Here is an 18,908-nt window from a genome sequence, read left to right on the forward strand (position 1 = left end):
TCTTTTGTACCTTATAAAAAGAATCAGCATAAAGCTTGTCAATACAAACTTTATGCTGAAATATAGTTTTTAAGGGATGACTATATAAGATAATTATTAAAATGTATCTAATTGAAAATAAAGAAGTTACCTTGTTTACAAAACTAAACTGGTAACGATTTTATTACTGTCCGCTAAACTTTTGAGTAAGATACAATTTTAGGGCTGACACTTCTCACGAGGTATCAGACCTTTTTGTTATCTTTGCTTTTGTTCCCAAACTCAGATAACATGGGCAAAAGTACACATTTCTTCGGACAGCCTACGCAATGGTACGGAGGTATGGATAAAACGTCTGAGAATCATCGATTCCACCACGATAACCCTGTTCTCTAACGTCATCTTTAAGGGCGTGGGCAGTCATCCCAAGACGGGAAAGAAGAAGGGTGACATAAAGGTGCATTCCGCCATTCATGCAAACGAGGGAGTTCACTGTGACGTGAAGTTCACCTCTGCCGCTACCAACGATTCCTTCATGCTCGCCCCCAGCCATTTCAAGCATGATGAAATCATTACCCTGGATCGTGCATATATCAACTATGAAAAGTTTGAGGAACTGACCGAGAGGAACGTCGTCTATGTCACCAAGATGAAGAAAAATCTCAAATACAAGGTGTTGGCAGGCTGCATGGATATGAACGAGGATGGGCTTATGGAATATCGTGAGCAGGTGGTGGTGTTCAGGAAGGGCGGTATCAACCATATAGCGCGTATCGTCACCTATGTGGATATCAAGAAGGGAAAGATGCCAAAGATGGTGTCCTTGCTTACCAATGACTTTGACATGTCCATGGAGACTATCGTAGCCATCTACCGCAGGAGGTGGCAGATAGAGACTCTTTTCAAGCAGATAAAACAGAACTTCCCTCTTAGATACTTCTATGGGGAGAGTGCCAACGCCATCAAGATACAGATTTGGGACACACTCATTGCCAATCTATTACTGTCACTGTTGCAAAGTTCATTGCAGAGGCGGTGGAGTTTCTCAGGGCTGGCTACTATGGTGCGCATTGTACTTATGGAATACCTCAACATGAATAATTTCTTCAACATGCCGGATGCCGACATGAAACTCATGCTTGAAGCAGCGGCTGAATCGCCACCGGAGGTAACCGAAAATGAATAAGGGGGCTTGTCGCTAACATGCTGTCATCCGAACTATTTTGTCTCAATGAGTTGGAATGAGAATTTCTATGTTTAGCGGACAGTAATATAATAAAATCCTCAACCCTGCATCCCGATGAAAGGAGTGCAGGAGAGGAGAAAATCGTTATCAATGGACAGTTCAAAGACTATGCACCGCTATATCCACTTCCTATCATCATCGTTCTGTCCTTTATGTTAGACAGCACGGAAGCTCATTTGGTCAGAAAGCAGATCTATTAGGAATTGCAGAATACTGCATTCGTAATAATACCGATATTTTTGTTTGGCAATATAGATAACTGATTACTATTTCCTTTTTCTTTCACCGATTACATCTTACTACATAACTACACTAAGGAGAAAAATAGTGAAAGAAAAGAAATACTATAGTACGTAAGAGGATTTTTCCTGCTACTACTTAAAAACTACATATTACTTCTTTTTATAATCTTTCAATAAAAGCATACTATTTGTTATTATATTCGTATCTTTGTAAGGTGATTTTCGAAGTAGACATAATATGTCTGCATGTTCCTTTTAAAGTTATTAAAGGTTAAAATAAAGAAAACCAACAAAAATAAGTGCAGTCTTTTAGAGCAAATAGACTCTTTTTAAATTTAAATAAGGAGATGTTCCTTTGCTTAAAATAATATGATACGGATTGACGCTTGCAAAAATGGGGATAATGAAGCCCTCGGAGAACTCTATACGACATATGCCAAGAGACTTTTAGGCGTATGTCGGCATTATGTAAAAGATGATAATGTAGCCGAAGATATTTTGCATGATGCATTTATCATTATCTTCATGTCTATCCAAGATTTGAAGGATGAATCAAAATTAGAGGGTTGGATGGTAACTATTGTAAGAAACCTATGCTTAAAATATTTCCAAAGTACAGAAAAGAAAAACATTCCCTTGTCTTGCTTGGATATAGAAATCAAAGAAGAAGTAAGGGAGGAACAGAAAAGCATTGAGTTGGGACTATTGTTGTCTGCTATAGAATCCTTGCCGAAGGGGAATCGAGAGGTTTTCAAACTTTCTGTCTTGGATGGTCTTTCTCATAAGGAAATAGGAGAACTGCTCGGCATCAATCCTCACAGTTCTTCTTCCCAATTGTTCAGGGCAAAGAAAATGCTGCGTACCATGCTGATTAATTATTGGATGCTGCTTTTGCTGCCGATTCTAATACCCGTCTATGTTTATTTTATAACGCGAGACAAGACTATAGAGTCTTCTGATAACAAACGAACAGCAAAAAACACTTATAAGGAACTTCCAAAACAACTTCAAAAGGAAGCCGGCTCTCAAAAGGAAACACAACCAAGATATTCACTTTCATTAAGTACCGACGGTAATGTTGGACATACTTTTACGGAGATCGCTGTTCCTGTTGAAGATATTTCTTCGCAGGTAATTACAGACAGTGTTGGGGCTAGACAGCAAACAGTATCATTCAATGTTGATTCCTTAGAGAAGCATCTAACAATAAAAGGTATTAGCATAGGAGACTCAATGTTACATTTCTCACAAATTTCTGAAGAAAAAATGCTGGCATTGAATGAAAGTATGCACTCCAATGCCAGCAATAAGAAGAAATATCCATGGATATTTAACTTCGGCTATTCATCCAATGCCGGAGCAAATGGAACCATTTCCAATCTAGGATATCTGTCTTTGGTAGATTATGCTAATGGAGGTGCAACAGCCAAACTGTACACTCGAACCGATTTGGAAAACTATTATGATCGAAACATTGCACTGATGGATTCTGTCGAGAGAGCAAGAATGTCATTTATTTTAAATGACGCAATGGATAGCAACGACCCTTTAGATGAGAAAGCTCATCATTACCGCCCGAAAACCTTTAGTCTCTCACTTAACAAGCAGCTAAGTCCTCATTGGTTCCTTGGTACAGGCTTGACCTATACAAGGTTGAAATCCGATTTTGAAAATGATTTTAATGGTTCTTCCTTACAGAAGATACAAAAGATAGATTATGTGGGCATACCTTTACGATTGACCTATCGTATATGGGGTAAGGGTCGCTTCAACGCATATACTACAGGCGGTGTGACATTTGAAATGCCTGTTCACAGTTCGCTTGACAAAAAGTTTATCATAACAGCGGACTCTTCATATACGTTGAAGGGCAACATCAAGGCACGTTATCAGTGGTCTATAAACTTGGGTATCGGTGTGCAGTACATGATATACAAACCATTCAGTCTGTATTTAGAGCCTAATATGTTCTATTATTTTGGGAATGGCAGTGGTCTTGAGACCTATCGCACGGAACATCCGTTCATGTTCAACATCCCCTTTGGATTAAGATTAACATGGTAATCATAAATAAATATAGAATATGAAATACATGAATTTAATAAAGTATCTATTGGCACTTTGCTCCTTGGAAGTAATCGCTGCGTGTTCCTCAGAAAACGTAATAGTTGAAAATGTTAAAGTAACAGATATTCTTACCTCCGATTGTAAAAGTTCAGCATCTAAAGAGGATTCTCGTCCTGAACATCTCACAGACTTTTATAGTAATAAAACGAAGCTGCTCATGTTCATGGGAAAAGACAACACTGTTACCGCCCAATTTCTTGACGTAATGGATAATTGTGCAATTGGTCAACTGAATGTAGATGTGAGTTGCTCAGAAAAAAAATTGTAATCATCCTTTACCCAGACCGTGACATGTACACTGATTGTGTCTGCATGTATGATGTAAACTTTAAAATAAGGAACTTGCTATTCGGAAATTATCTTATTGAGATATATCAGACAACCTCGAACAAGCAGACAAGTTCATCCAACAGAATTTATCAGGGTTCGGTAACTTTGGAATCCAATAAGACCTTAACACTGACCATGACACGTTAGATATCTATAACTGAAGAAAATAAGACGGTGCGCACATTGCTACGCACCGTTTTCTATGAATACTGTTATAGATTTTCATTTTTTAGAAAATAGAGAGCAGTCTTTTGCATGGAACTGTATCTATTATTTGATGGACTCACAAGACCATCTCGTTTGTTTAACCATTTAACAGATACATCAATGCAAGCAAGACACTTAGATAGAAAAAGATATTTTGAAGATTCTGCTATAACTTCAGCTCATTATTACCTGCCATATATTAAGAATTTCCATCCCTTAAATGCATATAGCAGAATCTTGGAAATAGGGTGTGGTGAGGGTGGAAATTTGAAACCTTTTGCAAAGGCAGGCTACCAGGTCTTTGGAGTGGACATGGCGAAAATACGAATAGAACAGGCACGACAATTCTTTTCCAAGGAAAATTTGGAATGTTGTTTCGAGAGTAGCGACTTCATGAAATATCCTGCTCCAAGTGATGACGACAAATTCGATGTAGTTATACTGCATGATGTTATAGAGCATGTTCCCGACAAGCTGGCTTTTGTCAGCCACATTCGTAAGTTTATGAACAAAGACGGTATTCTATTCGTGGCATTCCCTGCATGGCAGATGCCTTTTGGTGGACATCAGCAAATATGTCGCAATAATATATGGTCTAAAATACCATTCTTCCATTTGCTCCCACATTCATTGTATCGCTTTATACTAAGAAAAGTAGCAAAGGAAGAAGATGCAACGATAAAGGAGCTATTGTATATCAAACAATGTAGATGCCCAATTGAAAAATTTGAAAAAGTCATAAAAGCAGTAGACCTATCCATACAGAGTAGGGTGCTATGGTTTATTAATCCGCACTATCATCAGAAATTCGGGTTAAGTCCCCAAAAACTTTGTTTGCCTATTTCTCATATCCCTATTTTGAGAAACTTTTTTACTACTTCTTGCTTTTATCTGTTGAAACTCAAATAATTTTAAGATATATTCAAAAAGGATTCTTTGATAGAATTAAGTCAATGGCGATTTCAACTTTCAAGTAAAGACATAATGTAGCTATCAATATGTTCAGAAATGTGTCACTGGCTAATTTTTTGAGCATTACTTATCAAGATAACCAGATTGTCCTTGCCGTTTATCATGATGTGGTTGATATGCGTGCTAATTGTTTTTGTAAATACGATGTCAATTTTAAAATGAGCAAGTTGTAATATGGTAATTATCAGCTGAAAGTATATGATACCTGATTGAATATGAAATATGATGAAGCTAATATTGCATATAATGGGCAGATAAATATGATTCAGAATTTTTCTGTAAAATTTAATATAGAAGTTAGCTTGTTAGAAAATTAAGGTATATTTTTAAGATTTTATTCAAATTTATGGCACCTGGGCTGCTGGCACACATTAGTTCAAGTGCCATTTTTGTTGTTTAGGCACTAATGTTTTCTCGTTATTCCTTGTAGTTAGTCGTCCCTTGAAAAGTAAATAACCTATTGATTATCAATAAAATGTACTTTTTATTATTTGTTTATATCTACAAGTTTTTGTATCTTTGCATGGTAAAATCTTGCAAATCAACAATGTATAAATCTCCATCCAACACCCATCAGGTATCAATGTTTTGGGACTTGGCATCCATGCTCAATCCCACCCATCCAATGTATAAACTTGCCAATCTGATAAATTGGGAAACCTTTGAGCGTTCCTTTGCCCCCTTGTACTGTAAAGACAACGGACGCATGGGCAAGCCTATCCGCCTGATGGTCGGTCTTATAGTGCTGAAGCATATTCGCAACGTCTCGGACGAGAGCATCGTGGAACAGTTCTCTGAGAACGCCTACTACCAGTATTTTTGCGGAATGGAATCCTTCACCATCGCCAAACCTTGCATACTGACGGAACTCGTGGAGTTCCGCCATCGCATTGGCGAAGCGGGTATGGAGTTGATTCTCAAGGAGAGCATCAGGATAAATCTGCTGCTTGACGACAAGCGGAAAGAGAATGAAAACAGAAATGACGGCAAGGACGGTCGTGGACGCAAGCCCGATACGGAGCAGACCGCATTCATCGACACGACGGTGCAGGAGAAGAACGTGACCTTCCCCACGGACTCGAAGCTCCTGAACAAGGTGATAGACTTTTGCCATAGCGTGGCGGAGAAGGAAAACCTCAAGATCCGTCAGAGCTATGCCAGGGAAATCAAGAGACTTAAGCTTGTGCAGCGTTTCCGTAACAGAAAGAACAGTTCAGCCAAGGTAAGGAAGGCCGACCGTCGGATGCGCACCATCGCTGGAAGACTGTTGCGCTAGCTGGTTCGGAATTTGGTCCCTGAGAACTCTTACCAAGAACGTATTGAGGTCTGCATGAAGTTCGTTAACAGCGAGAGAATGGACGGTCATAAAATCTACTCCCTTCATGATCCGGACGTGTTGTGCATCAGCAAGGGGAAGGGCCACAAGAAATACGAGTTCGGCAATAAAGTCTCCCTTGTCAGACTGTGGAATGGTCTTATTGTCGGTGCATTATCTTTCCGCAATGAATACGACGGTCACACGATAGACAAGGCTATGGAGCAGGTCGGCAGGGTCTATGGCAGGAAAATCAAAAGACTCGCGGGGGATAGAGGGTATCGCGGGCAGGAAACGTGCGGAGAGACGAACATCATGATACCCGGCGTTCCCAAGGCAAACGACTCGCCACACAAGAAAAAGAAAAAACAAAGGTTCTTCTGCAAGAGAGCAGGAATAGAGACTATCATAGGGCACTGCAAGGCAGACCATCGGTTAGGGAAGAACTTCTACAAGGGTCTCTTTGGTGATGCCATCAACGTGATGCTCGCTGCGGCTGCATTCAACTTCAAAAGAGCCATGTGGTTTCTTTTGCGCCTTATTCGAACCATGATAAAATGGAATATTCAAGGAGTGGATTCCAACTTTAACGAAACAAAGGTATTATCCAATACCATTTGCTGGTTGTAAGTCGAATTCTTGAGGGACGACTATATATTTCCCCCTTACTTGAGAAAATTGGACACAATAATCCCAGGAGTTCGATAAAAATTGTATGCAAGAGCCTCCATAATATGTTGTGCATGTGTCTTTGCCATTGATTTCATTGAGAACCATATCATAAAGTTCTGCTTCAACCAAGGTGTTGCGAAAGCGGCAAACTGTAGTACTGTCGGGAGCAGTATCTTCTAAACCCAAGCCAACAAAACGACTGAAAGAAAGACGATCGTTTACTTGTTCCTCTACTTCACCATCACTAAAACAATACCATGTACGAGGAAGTTCTATCTTGAATAAATTCAAGCTGTCATAACTTGGACGACCTGTTGATTTATAACCTTTGGCATAAGCGATTTCTATGATACCACGGATGGTGTACAATCGATTAATTTATCTATTTGGAAAAAGGAGGTCTACTTGATCTTACACTGACCGAGAACGACATCGGCAAAACTGGGAGAAGAAAGAGTTTGTTTCATACCATAAAGGTACAAAAATATGATGAAATGAGCAAATCTTCAACAATAAGTTTTGCAGAGGTCTCTTTCTATATTTCATATATGGCAAGCTAGTTGGCAATAAGGGGTACATCTGAAAGAATCCCCCTCGCAAGCTATACGGTTCGTAACCTTCACATTGTCATAAATTGCTCTGACAATCAAGAAAGTTCAACTGCTTTGGTGTAGATTTTGTACTTTTAGCTCTTTTGTCTGTTCCTACATTATTAGAATACAGATTAGCGAAGATTTTATCTAATTCTATACTGTATGCGCTTATGTCTGATTCGCCAAATTTCAATACTGTAACTATCTTCTTGACTAAAGCATCGACTTTGATCTTTACATCTTCAACAGGTGTGACAAATGGAATTTTCTTAATATAGTTTGCAGAATTGTTTGTGGAGGGATTAATGGCATTTATAAGTTCTGTACAGACGGACGAATTGAAAAAGCCCAAGAGATAATACACCCAAGTTTCATCCTTGGGGAATACACCTACTATTGACTGGTCGAACAATCTTCCGTCAATCAACGCGGCTGTCAATCTTGAAGACCGTATCATAGGGATACCTATTCCATTCTTGAAATAGAAATCCGAATTTTGGAATCTACATTTTTTACTTTGTCTATATTCTGTAATAGCCAAAGTTGACCAATCCATAAACCAATGATTGGGTTTGACATATTCAACATTTCCACCCTTTACAATCGGCACAAGGCAACATGGTTCTGATATTCCATTCTCTTTCTCTTTTTGAGATAACGATGTCATCCTAATACGCTCTTTGTCTGCGCAGCCGTATTTTTTAGCATTCTTTACCTCTTTATTGATTGGGTGAAGATACTTTTTGTCATATCCCGAATAAAAGCCAGTAACGCAACTTGCTATGTCTCCAATTCTTTTTATGCTCCTGTCATTTACCAGCTCTGCAATTTGTTTAGTAGAGTTAAGCATGAATGCCGATCCAACACTTTCAAGTACAGATTTCTGAGATACAATTTTCATTACACCACAATCCCTTTGCTCCAGTTCCTCCACTGTCTTAAAATTTGTCCTAACCACAATCTCGTTGTTCAGATTCTGAGAAACGTCTGAACTTTTCTCCAATGTAATAATACAAAGATTTGCATAGCCAAAATTGACACCAGGAAAAAATGAAGAGGGGAAAAGAGCCAATTCTTTAATCTTGGTATTGGTGAGCAAAAATTTACGAATGGACAAATGCCTATGAAGAGACAGGAATGTATTGGGAACGATAAAGCACAACTCTCCGTTTTCCTTCAAGCAGCGGGTACAGGCATAAAGAAAAAGGGTATAACTCTCTTTCGTATATAAATCAGGGTACAATTTGTTGAGAAGTGCCTTTTTATGCTCGTCGCTCCTCGCACCATAAGGAGGATTGCCTATTATCTTGTCATATCTTTGCGAGCACTCCAAAATCGCTTTATCAAGCAAGGTGTCCGTTTCCTTGATTGATACGCAAGATTTCATACTATACTTGCTTTTCAGACCAGCCACAGTAGACGAATTAAGTTCAAAAACACTGATTTGCACATTTTGAGTATTTTCCAATATTTTGTCTATGAATACACCATCTCCTCCACACGGCTCCAATATCAGGTCGTGTGGTTTAAAATGCAACATGCCTGTCATATAATTGAGTATGGGGTTTGATTTTGTATAATATGCTTGATATGTCAATGCAGTGTCCATATACTTACCAGATAAGATAATTCTGAAGATTGTTATGCGTAACAGTTTCCCTCATCCGAGATGCAAAGTCGTTCATCCAATCAATATTGTTCTCTATCCAATGGTGAATGTCAAAACCCGTGAAATGCCGTATTTTAGAATATGTGTCAGAACCGCATGAAGTTTTCCACACTCCTGAACTTTGGAGCGTGTTCAAATAGTGGTTGTTCTCTGTAGAGCGAACGAATATCAAGCACTTGTAGTTTTCTGCCTCTATATTCTGGTATATACTCCCGACAAGAAGCAGCCTATTTGTATTGCCTTTTTCGTTTGAGCCGAATCCGCTCTTGAAATCTACAATATATTTGGCTGTTCCGTCTGTGAAATGTAAGTCGCATTCCAACTGTATTTCACCTGATGTCACAAGTCCCCACACCTTGTCATAATAACGTTTAAGTTGTGCTTTTTCGTCAAACATAATAGCCAAACCATCTATATAGATTGCAATTTCCGTTTAGAGGCTCGCCTTTACTTCAGAAAATAGAGGCGGCACAAAAGACGCAATTCTTGTGAACGGATATTTGAAACACAATTTGCAAAATGGCTCCCACAACTCACCCACTCTTCAGGAAAAAGCCATATAGTCATATTCCCAAACAGCATTACGCGATTCTAGCATAACCACATCATTTGTGTAAGTTATCATTAGCACACACTCCAGAATATCATTGTTTGTCCAATGTTGCGCTCTTGCCGTCTCCTCAACAATTAATAACAGATTTTCCTTACTCTGAATAATTGCCTTGTTCAGGGCAGATGCCCTTTTCTTATAATCGGCTGCGGAATACTGGAGTGCCAGTTCGCTAATTATCTCATTGGCACGATTTCTAAAATATGCCAAAAGTCCAGCCTTGTTGTTTCTTAAATTTATATCTATGTCCATAATAGAAAAATAGATGCTATATGTTTACACATAAAAATAAAATAAAGATAAACATTTTAAGTGAGTTACGCAAACCTTTTAGAAACAAACACCTCATATAAAAAGGTACAAAAAATTTATGGAATAGCAGAGCTCGTGTTTATGAAAGTTTGGGTTTTGTGATATGTTAAAAGAGGGTTTGCCATTTTTGACACACCCTCCGTATTTTTTAAGGAATACTATATAATAAAATTATTGAACCCCTTCAAATTCACGTAGAAAACGAGTATCATTTTCAGAAAAAAGACGTAAATCGCTTACACGATACTTTAAGTTTGTTATACGTTCTACACCCATTCCAAAAGCATATCCTGTATAAATAAGCGGATCTATACCACAAGCTTCTAAGTCATGGGGATCAACCATTCCACAACCTAATATCTCTACCCAACCTGTATGTTTGCAAAATCCACAACCTTTTCCTCCACAGATATTACAACTAATATCCATTTCTGCACTAGGCTCAGTAAAAGGGAAATAACTTGGGCGCAAGCGTATTTTTGTGTTAACACCAAACATCTCGCGAGCAAAAGTCAGAAGAACTTGTTTTAAATCAGTAAAACTTACACCTTTATCTATATAAAGTCCTTCAACTTGGTGAAAAAAACAATGAGCACGAGCACTTATAGCTTCATTACGATATACACGTCCTGGGCAAAGTACACGTATAGGTGGTTTATGTGTAGACATATAATGAGCCTCGTCATTGGAAGTATGACTACGTAAAAGTACGTTTTTAGTAACATCGACACTATTGCTGCGATCTATAAAGAAAGTATCTTGCATATCACGTGCAGGGTGATCTGCTGCAAAATTAAGCATAGTAAACACATGCTTATCATCGTCTATTTCTGGGCCTTGAAATAAAGTAAAACCCATTCTGGCAAAAATATCTATTATCTCATTCTTCACAAGTGTTAAAGGATGACGTGTTCCAAGCTCTATAGGATAAGCTGTACGTGTTAAATCAATATCATTGCTTTGGGCATCTTTTACTTCGAGCTGTTCCTTTAATGCATTAATCTTTTCTTGAGCCCTTCGCTTTAGTTCATTTATACGTATCCCAACTTCTTTTTTTTGATTGGCTGCAACATTACGGAACTCACTCATCAAAGCCGCAATCTCACCTTTTCTGCTAAGAAATCGCAAACGAAACTGTTCTACCTCTTCAGTATTTTTTGCTGATAATTGGTTTACTTCTTTGAGTAGATTATCTATCTTTTCTAAAAGCATACTTCTATATTTTTCTGCAAAGGTAATGATAATCTTCCAAAAAAAATAGGATAAAGTATTAGAAAAAGAATAGCTTTCACATACTTTTCTATTTACTCTGTCTTTATTTTTCTTGCTTTTTACCAGTAACTTTATTCTTTGTATTCTTCTTTCCCTTACTTTTATCTTTTTCTATTTTCTCTATTTTCGCCTTTAAACGAGCAATTTCTTTATCTTTTATTTCTATTTCTTCTCCTTGATTACGAATTGTAGTTAGTAAGCTATTTAGCTCATCATTATCTATATCAGCAGGATAAAGAGCATCTACTCTATTAATAAAATCTCCTAAAATGTTCATGTAATTTGTAAACGCATCAAAAGCATTATTAAAAATGCCACGATATATACCTACATGTGAAGGCTTTGTAGACATTAAACGAAAATTATTACTAGCTTGAAGATAATACCAATCTTGATTAATACTTGGATCTCTGGCTATGCGAATACGATCTGCCACACTATAAAGTTTATTAAAAGCTTCACGCTGCATTAAATTGCCAAGCCATGTACTAACATCACGTTCTTCATCTATCCAACTTAACGTATCTGGCACTTCTAAAGATCCAACACTTTTAAACTTTTTACACACTTCAGATGGAGTACTAAAAGTAATATCTCTTTCCTTAGCACATCTGGGCAAAGCATATAAAAAATCTAAAATATTACTTGATAAAGGTTGATCTATGCCTAAAGCTGATAAATTCATAAATAAGCCAACAAACTCTTCCTTTTCTGGAAAAGCTACAATATCATTTACAAACTTATCCGCAAAAAGAGGATAACCTTCCCAGTTTGTATTAGCAAAACGTAGAGAAATATCATCACTAAGATTAATATCTCTTAGCAATAATTTCAGTTTAGGCTGCAAAGCGCAATTATATATATAATGTGGAGATTTCCAGCCAAGAACATGTTTAGCTCCTTCTGTGAGCATACCTATAAAACCCATTTGAGAAGCCACCAATCCTATTTCATCATTATAAATAAGAGAAGAGTTGCGCAAGATCTTAGGCTTATGCCCAAAAAGTTCGTTTATCTTTCCTATTTGTCTCAATACATCTTCTTTAAAACACTCCTTATTAGCTAAAGAGGATAAACCATGAGAATATGGCTCTGCTATAAATTCGACACAGCCTGTACTATTAAGCTCCTGAAGTTTCTCTATTACCTGTGGTGCATATATTTCTAACTGCTCTATACCTACTCCTGAAAGAGAAAAAGCTACTTTAAAATAGTCGCCATACTCCTTTATCATATCAAGTATAGTATTAAGCGCAGGTATGTAGCTTTGCTCTGCTATTTTATTAATAGTACGCTCGTTCTCATAATCATCATAATAATAATGATCAGTACCAATGTCAAAAAAACGATAACGCTTTAAATGGGTTATCTGATGTATCTCAAAGTATAAACAAATAGTTTTCATTATATTCTGAAGTTTAGTTTATTATTTTATGTATATAGGATAACTCTTTTTCTTATGTCCAACCTAATGTTTGTAAGTATAATTGTCTTATCCATGCCCCTACTTTTTCCCAAGTAATATTATCTACTTCTTTTTTACCCTCTATAGAAAGATATTTAAACAAGCTTTCATTATTACATACAGAAAATATAGCATCTGCCATTGCATGTATATCCCAATAGTCCACCTTAATGCAATTAGTTAAAATTTCTGCGCATCCACTTTGTTTTGATATTATAGTGGGGGTTCCACACTGCATAGCCTCTAAAGGTGAGATTCCAAAAGGTTCGCTTACAGATGGCATTACATATACATCTGAACGTTTTAAACATTCATATACATCTTTACCACGCATAAATCCTGGGAAATGGAAGCGATCAGCAATATCACGATCAGCAGCCATTTTTATCATCGCTTCCATCATATCGCCCGATCCCGCCATACAAAAACGAACATTTCTTGTCCTATGTAACACCATATTTGCTGCTTCTACAAAATATTCTGGTCCTTTCTGCATAGTTATACGACCTAAAAAAGTAACCAGCTTTTCTTTTCCTTTATGAATAGGGCGTTCAATTGCTGCTATATCATCTTTTAATGGATATACTGCATTATGCACCGTAAACACTTTAGACGGATTCTGATGATATTGGTTTATTACGGTCTGGCGAGTTAACTCAGACACACACATAATACAATCAGCATTATCCATACCATCTTTCTCTATTGAAAAAACCATCGGATTAACTTTTCCACGAGACCTATCAAAGTCTGTAGCATGTACATGTATACATAAAGGCTTGCCTGATACTTTTTTAGCATGTATTCCTGCAGGAAAAGTTAACCAATCGTGAGCATGAATAATATCATAATCAAACGTACGAGCAACGACACCAGCTATAATAGAATAGTTGTTAATTTCCTCATTTAAATTATTTGGATAACCACCAGCAAACTCTATAGCTCCAATATCATTACAGTGCATATAATTAAAATCATCATAAATATGCTCACGCAAAGTATAATACATCTCTGAAGACATAATGTTCCCTATACGTTGCTCTAAATAGGCACAACTAATATCCTTATAAACAACAGGAACACAATTCATTGCTACAATTTTAGCAAAAGTTTTATCCTCATCTCCAAAAGGATGAGGCAAACACAATATTGTTTCTATATCCCCCTGTGCATGAAGACCTTCAGAAATTCCAAAATTAGCGGTGGCTAAGCCTCCATATACATGAGGAGGATATTCCCAGCCAAACATTAACACTTTCATCTGTTTTCCTCCTTTTTATCTTGATAAGTTTCCAAAAGTTCGAGCGTACGTAATACTTCTGCAACATTCATAGCATATGATATTGCTCCCCTACCATGAAATGGAGGATTGCCATCAAAAAGTTCTGGTAATGTTCCTAAACAATGATAAAACATCTCTCCTTCAAAGTTGACAAGTTGACGCGCTACAAAACTTATCCGTGTTCGCTTATAAAGTTTTAAACACGCTTCCATATAAAATCCTCCAAGCCAAGGCCAAGCCGTACCTTGATGATATGCAAGATCACGCTCATCTTGACTTCCAATATACATGGGAGTGTATCCTGAACTCTTTGGGGAAAGCGTTCGTAAACCTTTAGGGGTTAGTAGCTCACGTGTGCAATAATCTAACACACTCTTCTTTTGTTCTATATCAAGAGGTGAATAATCAAAAGCAGTTGCAAAAATCATATTAGGTCGAACACTCCAGTCATATTCTACTTCTTCTGCTACATAATCAAAAAGATAACCATACTTATTATAGAAAACATCTATAAAACTATTTTTACACTTATCTGCTATGATCTCTAATTCTTTTGTAAAAGCATTATCTTTTTCATTATTATTAATAAATGCTACAAATTTTAAAGCATTATACCACAAAGCATTAAATTCTACTATATAGCCAGAACGAGGAACAACAGGTTGCCCTCTATAATAAGAATTCATCCAAGTAATAGCTTTTCCATTAGAATTAACATATATAAGACCATTTTCTCTAACCTCTAAAAGGGGATGTTTACCTGCAAGAAGATAAATCATAATATCACAAAGCAATTTCCCGTAAAGCTTTTGACATTGCTTTACACCTACCGTTTTTGCATATTGCTGTAATGCCCAAACACACCACAGCATAACATCGGGTTGATCGATTTCAGCAATATCTACAGTAAGAGACTTTCCTGTCATAAACTCTCGCAAACCTTTTTCAGAAGTTTTCATTACCAATTCAAAATAATCCTGTTCTTTAGTACTAAGAGTTAATCCAGGAAGAGATATAAACTGATCTCTAGCCCTACACTTAAACCAAGGATAACCCGCCAAAATATAACGAGCATCATCTTTAGAACGGTTGCGAAACTGATGAGCTGCATTTATTAAACAATGAAAAAAATTATCTCGAGGATTACGATCGTCTATTTCTTTTTGAAATAAACACTTTAGAGACTTAGGCTTACTTTCACTAGTAGAAGCTGCAAAAACTATACTCTCACCTTTCTTTATAGTCATTTCAAAATAACCAGGCACATAAAGGTCTTCATCAGAAAAATATCCACGCGCCATTTCCTTAGGATACTCTATTCCACGATACCACATAGGATTAAAATGGAACTCATTACTCTTTGAGAACTGCATATAAAGCGAAGGGTAGCCTTTATACAAGCATGTACTAATGCCGTGGTCAACTAATAAATAATTGCGATTTATAGCATTATTCTCATGAGTAAATTCCTTTACACTACGAAAGGCCAGAAATGGACGAAACTGTAAAGTCGTAGGTGAATGGGCGTCTAACAAGGTATAACGTATTAAAATTCTATCTTCATAATGTTGAAATACAACTTCCTTTTTTAATAGAACACCACCCACACGATAGGTAGTAGTAGGTACCTTATCACAATCAAACTCACAAATATATTTATGACCATTAGGACTAAACACGTTCCCATGATATTTGTGTAAGCCTAAATTAAAAGCTGCACCATGCTGTATCACAGTAGCATCAAGTGAACTTAATAATACATGATTTTCCTCATCTAATTCATGTATTGGCACTACAAGTAATCCGTGATATTTTCTAGTATTACAATCTACTATAGTAGAGCAAGAATAGGCGCCAGACCTGTTAGTTCGCAAAATTTCTCGAGATAAGGAATCTTGCAGATTAGTCATTACTGATTTTTCAAATCGTAAATAGCTCATAAGCTAATAAGGTTTTTGTTATTTTTCACAAAGATAATAAAAACTATTTACTACAAATAATTTTTCAAGCAACAAATTATAATAGAGATATTATTTTTTAAGATTTACCTATATTATGAAAATCTTTCATCAATAAAATAAAAAGTAAATAACCTAACACACACTAATAAAAAAAAGTGTATCTAAAATTGATACACCTAAGTAAAGTAGTCGATAGGGGAATCGAACCCCTATGCCAAGATTGAGAATCTTGTATCCTAACCGTTAGATGAATCGACCAATAATATTTATAGTGCGGAAGGAGGGGGATTCGAACCCCCGGTACGGTAACCCGCACGTCAGTTTAGCAAACTGGTGGTTTCAGCCACTCACCCATCCTTCCTAAGAAGGTATATATTAACCAATACTACCAAATATCTTTCCAAAAGTGATGCAAAGGTAGTATTTTATTTTAAACTACCAAAACTTTAAAAGAAAAATATTTCCAGATATAGACATTATATATTCATAAAAAAACATCTAAACAACTAAAATAGTATGATTAATAACACATTAGCCATTATGTTTTTTCTTTATTCAATATAGTAGAAGTGCCATTATCATTTAAGTTAAGTTATACTCAGTTTGCAATCAATTGACGCAATGTCCATTTTCTAAATAATGTGATCATAAAAGCTTAGTAAAATAACAACTCGTTAATGTTTTCTATACTATATCCATGTATAGTTTATAAATTCTTTTCATTATTAGTCTAAAAATGGGAAATAATCCTATTGAATTTAAGCAATATTAATAATTTTAATATTTTAACACAAAAAAATTGTTTGATAAATATAAGTTATATATCTTTGTAACGTGTTTTTCATGGTATTAGATTATTAAGGTTAGGAATTTCTTTTGTCGTGAGACAATAAATTCCATTAGGGTATGTCAAAAAGACATACCCTTTTTATTCATAAATATATTGCTTCTACTAATCATCCTTTTGCAATTCCTCTAAGTTTTATACTTTCTGTAATACTAATATCATTATAAAGATATAAGATTAAAATATTTAGAGAAATTACAAAGCTACTAAGAATACTAATATTTTGTCATATACTATTATCTGTATTAGCACTTAAGGTAAAATCAAACTTTAAGCCATGTGGATAAACATTACATACAGTAATAGTGCCTCCATGTATTGTAATAGCATTTTTTACAATTGCCAAACCTAATCCTGTTCCACCAAGTTTTCTGCTTCTACCTTTATCAACACGATAAAATCGTTCAAAAAGTCGGGCAATATGCTTTTCTGGTACTCCAACACCATTATCAGAAAAGGTATAAACACCTTTCTTATATGATAATGTAACAGTTGTTTCTTTTCCTGCATATGCTATAGCATTATCTGTAAGATTTCTAAAAACACTATAAACAAGATCAAGATTGCCTTTTATAACTAAATCTTTAGGTATAAAATTATAAAACCTCATAGACTTTTCTTTCAGTCTTAAAGATTCTTCTGCTTCTATTTTTTCAACAAGCTCTTTTATATTGATTGATTCAAAGTTGTATAAATCAGGAGCATCATCTATACGATTAAGCACTGAAATATCATCTACAAGAGATGTCAAACGCTTACATTGCGCAAAACTCCTATTTAAAAACAGCTTCTTTTGTTCCTCGTTTATACTTTCATTCGTAAGTATCGTTTCAATATATCCGTGAATACTTGCAATGGGTGTTTTTAATTCATGAGCTATATTTTGAGTAAGCTGCCGTTTTAATATGCTTTGCTCCTTTCTTGTTTTTGCAAGTTTAGTAAATAAAGTTACTATATGTTCTGATATTTCACCTAACTCATCATTAGGAAAGTTAGTTAGCTCGTTAGGATCTATATCTTCACTACTTTCTGCTCTCATTGCAAAATTTCTCAATGCTGTAATATTTTTTCCTAACCGATGTGTGAAACGATAAAGAACTATTGTTAGAATAAAAGTAATAGCTAATACAAACCAAATATAATGTTGATCAGTAGACAACTGTCTACCAAGAGAGCTATTATATGGTAGTGCTGAACGAATAACAATACCTTGTTTAGGATAATAATTTGCACTATAAAAATATTTAGTCCCTGTTGTTTTAGAAGGGCGATAAATATCTGTTCCATAGCCATTCTGCTTTGCTAAACGAAACTCTTTTCTGTTTGAATGATTTTTTATATTAGCATAATCCTTTCTAATATTATCATAGCAAACTTTACCATTAGTATCAATAACAGTGATACGTAGATACTTTATAGGGTGTAACCTTATATATTTGTTTATAACATACTCTTTATTATTTCCTTCTAATGCAATAGCCTCAGATATTTGATTGTTATAGTCTTGCAACTTAAGACTCAAAACCTCTATCTTAAAATATCTCTCTCTTTTATATTGAAATAATATAAAACAAACAGAATAAAGTAAAAGTAATAAAAGAACAAACCAAAAAAGCTGATTTCCTGTATAGTGTCTTTTCACCACATTTCTTTTTAGTAATTATTAAAATATAAAAAGCATAATAGTATGCAAAAGCATAATAAATTATATGTAAAATTATATTATTAACAATCGAGTAGGAGGTAAACCCTAATCATAGGTGTTTATTTCCTACTTTCGTGTTCACCGACCTCTCACACCACCGTA

11 protein-coding genes, 2 tRNA genes and 4 pseudogenes are annotated in these 18,908 nt (G+C 35.9%); 6 read left to right on the plus strand and 11 right to left on the minus strand.

Annotated features, from left to right (window positions below):
- Positions 1-283: 283 nt before the first annotated feature.
- The 6 genes and pseudogenes from AC1DCD_RS09190 to AC1DCD_RS09215 all read left to right on the plus strand — a co-directional run.
- A pseudogene (locus AC1DCD_RS09190) lies at positions 284-1,165 on the plus strand (IS4 family transposase); the annotation flags it as partial.
- Positions 1,166-1,251: 86 nt separating this feature from the next.
- Positions 1,252-1,488 (plus strand): annotated as a pseudogene (locus AC1DCD_RS09195) (hypothetical protein); the annotation flags it as partial.
- Positions 1,489-1,836: 348 nt separating this feature from the next.
- Entirely contained in the window at positions 1,837-3,531 is a 1,695-nt protein-coding gene (locus AC1DCD_RS09200) for a sigma-70 family RNA polymerase sigma factor (RefSeq protein WP_464641239.1), read from the plus strand.
- A gap of 64 nt (positions 3,532-3,595) precedes the next feature.
- A complete protein-coding gene (locus tag AC1DCD_RS09205; protein WP_464641237.1) occupies positions 3,596-3,862 on the plus strand; it encodes a hypothetical protein in 267 nt (88 codons plus the stop codon).
- Between the two features lie 389 nt (positions 3,863-4,251).
- Positions 4,252-5,040 carry a class I SAM-dependent methyltransferase gene (locus AC1DCD_RS09210; RefSeq protein ID WP_353587034.1) on the plus strand — a complete coding sequence of 263 codons (789 nt, stop codon included), beginning with the start codon at positions 4,252-4,254 and terminating at the stop codon, positions 5,038-5,040.
- A 610-nt stretch (positions 5,041-5,650) separates the two neighbouring features.
- Positions 5,651-7,048, plus strand: a pseudogene (locus AC1DCD_RS09215) (IS5 family transposase).
- Positions 7,049-7,174: 126 nt separating this feature from the next.
- Here the strand turns inward: AC1DCD_RS09215 and AC1DCD_RS09220 are convergent.
- The 11 genes and pseudogenes from AC1DCD_RS09220 to AC1DCD_RS09270 form a co-directional block, all read right to left on the minus strand.
- Positions 7,175-7,557, minus strand: a pseudogene (locus AC1DCD_RS09220) (transposase); the annotation flags it as partial.
- Positions 7,558-7,717: 160 nt separating this feature from the next.
- Positions 7,718-9,292, minus strand: coding sequence for an Eco57I restriction-modification methylase domain-containing protein (locus AC1DCD_RS09225; protein ID WP_464641235.1), 1,575 nt, complete (start codon positions 9,290-9,292; stop codon positions 7,718-7,720).
- 4 nt (positions 9,293-9,296) lie between these two features.
- Complete coding sequence (locus AC1DCD_RS09230; protein WP_464641233.1) at positions 9,297-9,749, minus strand: hypothetical protein; 453 nt, start codon at positions 9,747-9,749, stop codon at positions 9,297-9,299.
- Between the two features lie 147 nt (positions 9,750-9,896).
- A complete protein-coding gene (locus tag AC1DCD_RS09235) occupies positions 9,897-10,172 on the minus strand; it encodes a hypothetical protein (RefSeq protein ID WP_464641231.1) in 276 nt (91 codons plus the stop codon).
- A 273-nt stretch (positions 10,173-10,445) separates the two neighbouring features.
- A complete protein-coding gene (gene pheS, locus AC1DCD_RS09240) occupies positions 10,446-11,486 on the minus strand; it encodes a phenylalanine--tRNA ligase subunit alpha (RefSeq protein WP_008451342.1) in 1,041 nt (346 codons plus the stop codon).
- Positions 11,487-11,589: 103 nt separating this feature from the next.
- Entirely contained in the window at positions 11,590-12,951 is a 1,362-nt protein-coding gene (locus tag AC1DCD_RS09245; protein ID WP_464641229.1) for a glycoside hydrolase family 57 protein, read from the minus strand.
- A 52-nt stretch (positions 12,952-13,003) separates the two neighbouring features.
- Positions 13,004-14,272: a glycosyltransferase family 4 protein gene (locus AC1DCD_RS09250; protein ID WP_464641227.1), complete on the minus strand. Its 1,269-nt coding sequence runs from the start codon at positions 14,270-14,272 to the stop codon at positions 13,004-13,006.
- Entirely contained in the window at positions 14,269-16,233 is a 1,965-nt protein-coding gene (locus AC1DCD_RS09255) for a glycogen debranching enzyme N-terminal domain-containing protein (RefSeq protein WP_464641225.1), read from the minus strand. Before AC1DCD_RS09255 ends, AC1DCD_RS09250 begins: the two co-directional genes overlap by 4 nt.
- Positions 16,234-16,440: 207 nt before the next feature.
- Positions 16,441-16,512, minus strand: a tRNA-Glu gene (locus AC1DCD_RS09260).
- A gap of 16 nt (positions 16,513-16,528) precedes the next feature.
- A tRNA-Ser gene (locus AC1DCD_RS09265) sits at positions 16,529-16,615 on the minus strand.
- Between the two features lie 712 nt (positions 16,616-17,327).
- Positions 17,328-18,746, minus strand: a complete 1,419-nt coding sequence (locus AC1DCD_RS09270) for a sensor histidine kinase (protein ID WP_308532907.1) — start codon at positions 18,744-18,746, stop codon at positions 17,328-17,330.
- Positions 18,747-18,908 lie beyond the last annotated feature (162 nt).

Source organism: Prevotella sp. C0209C1, from assembly GCF_056583855.1.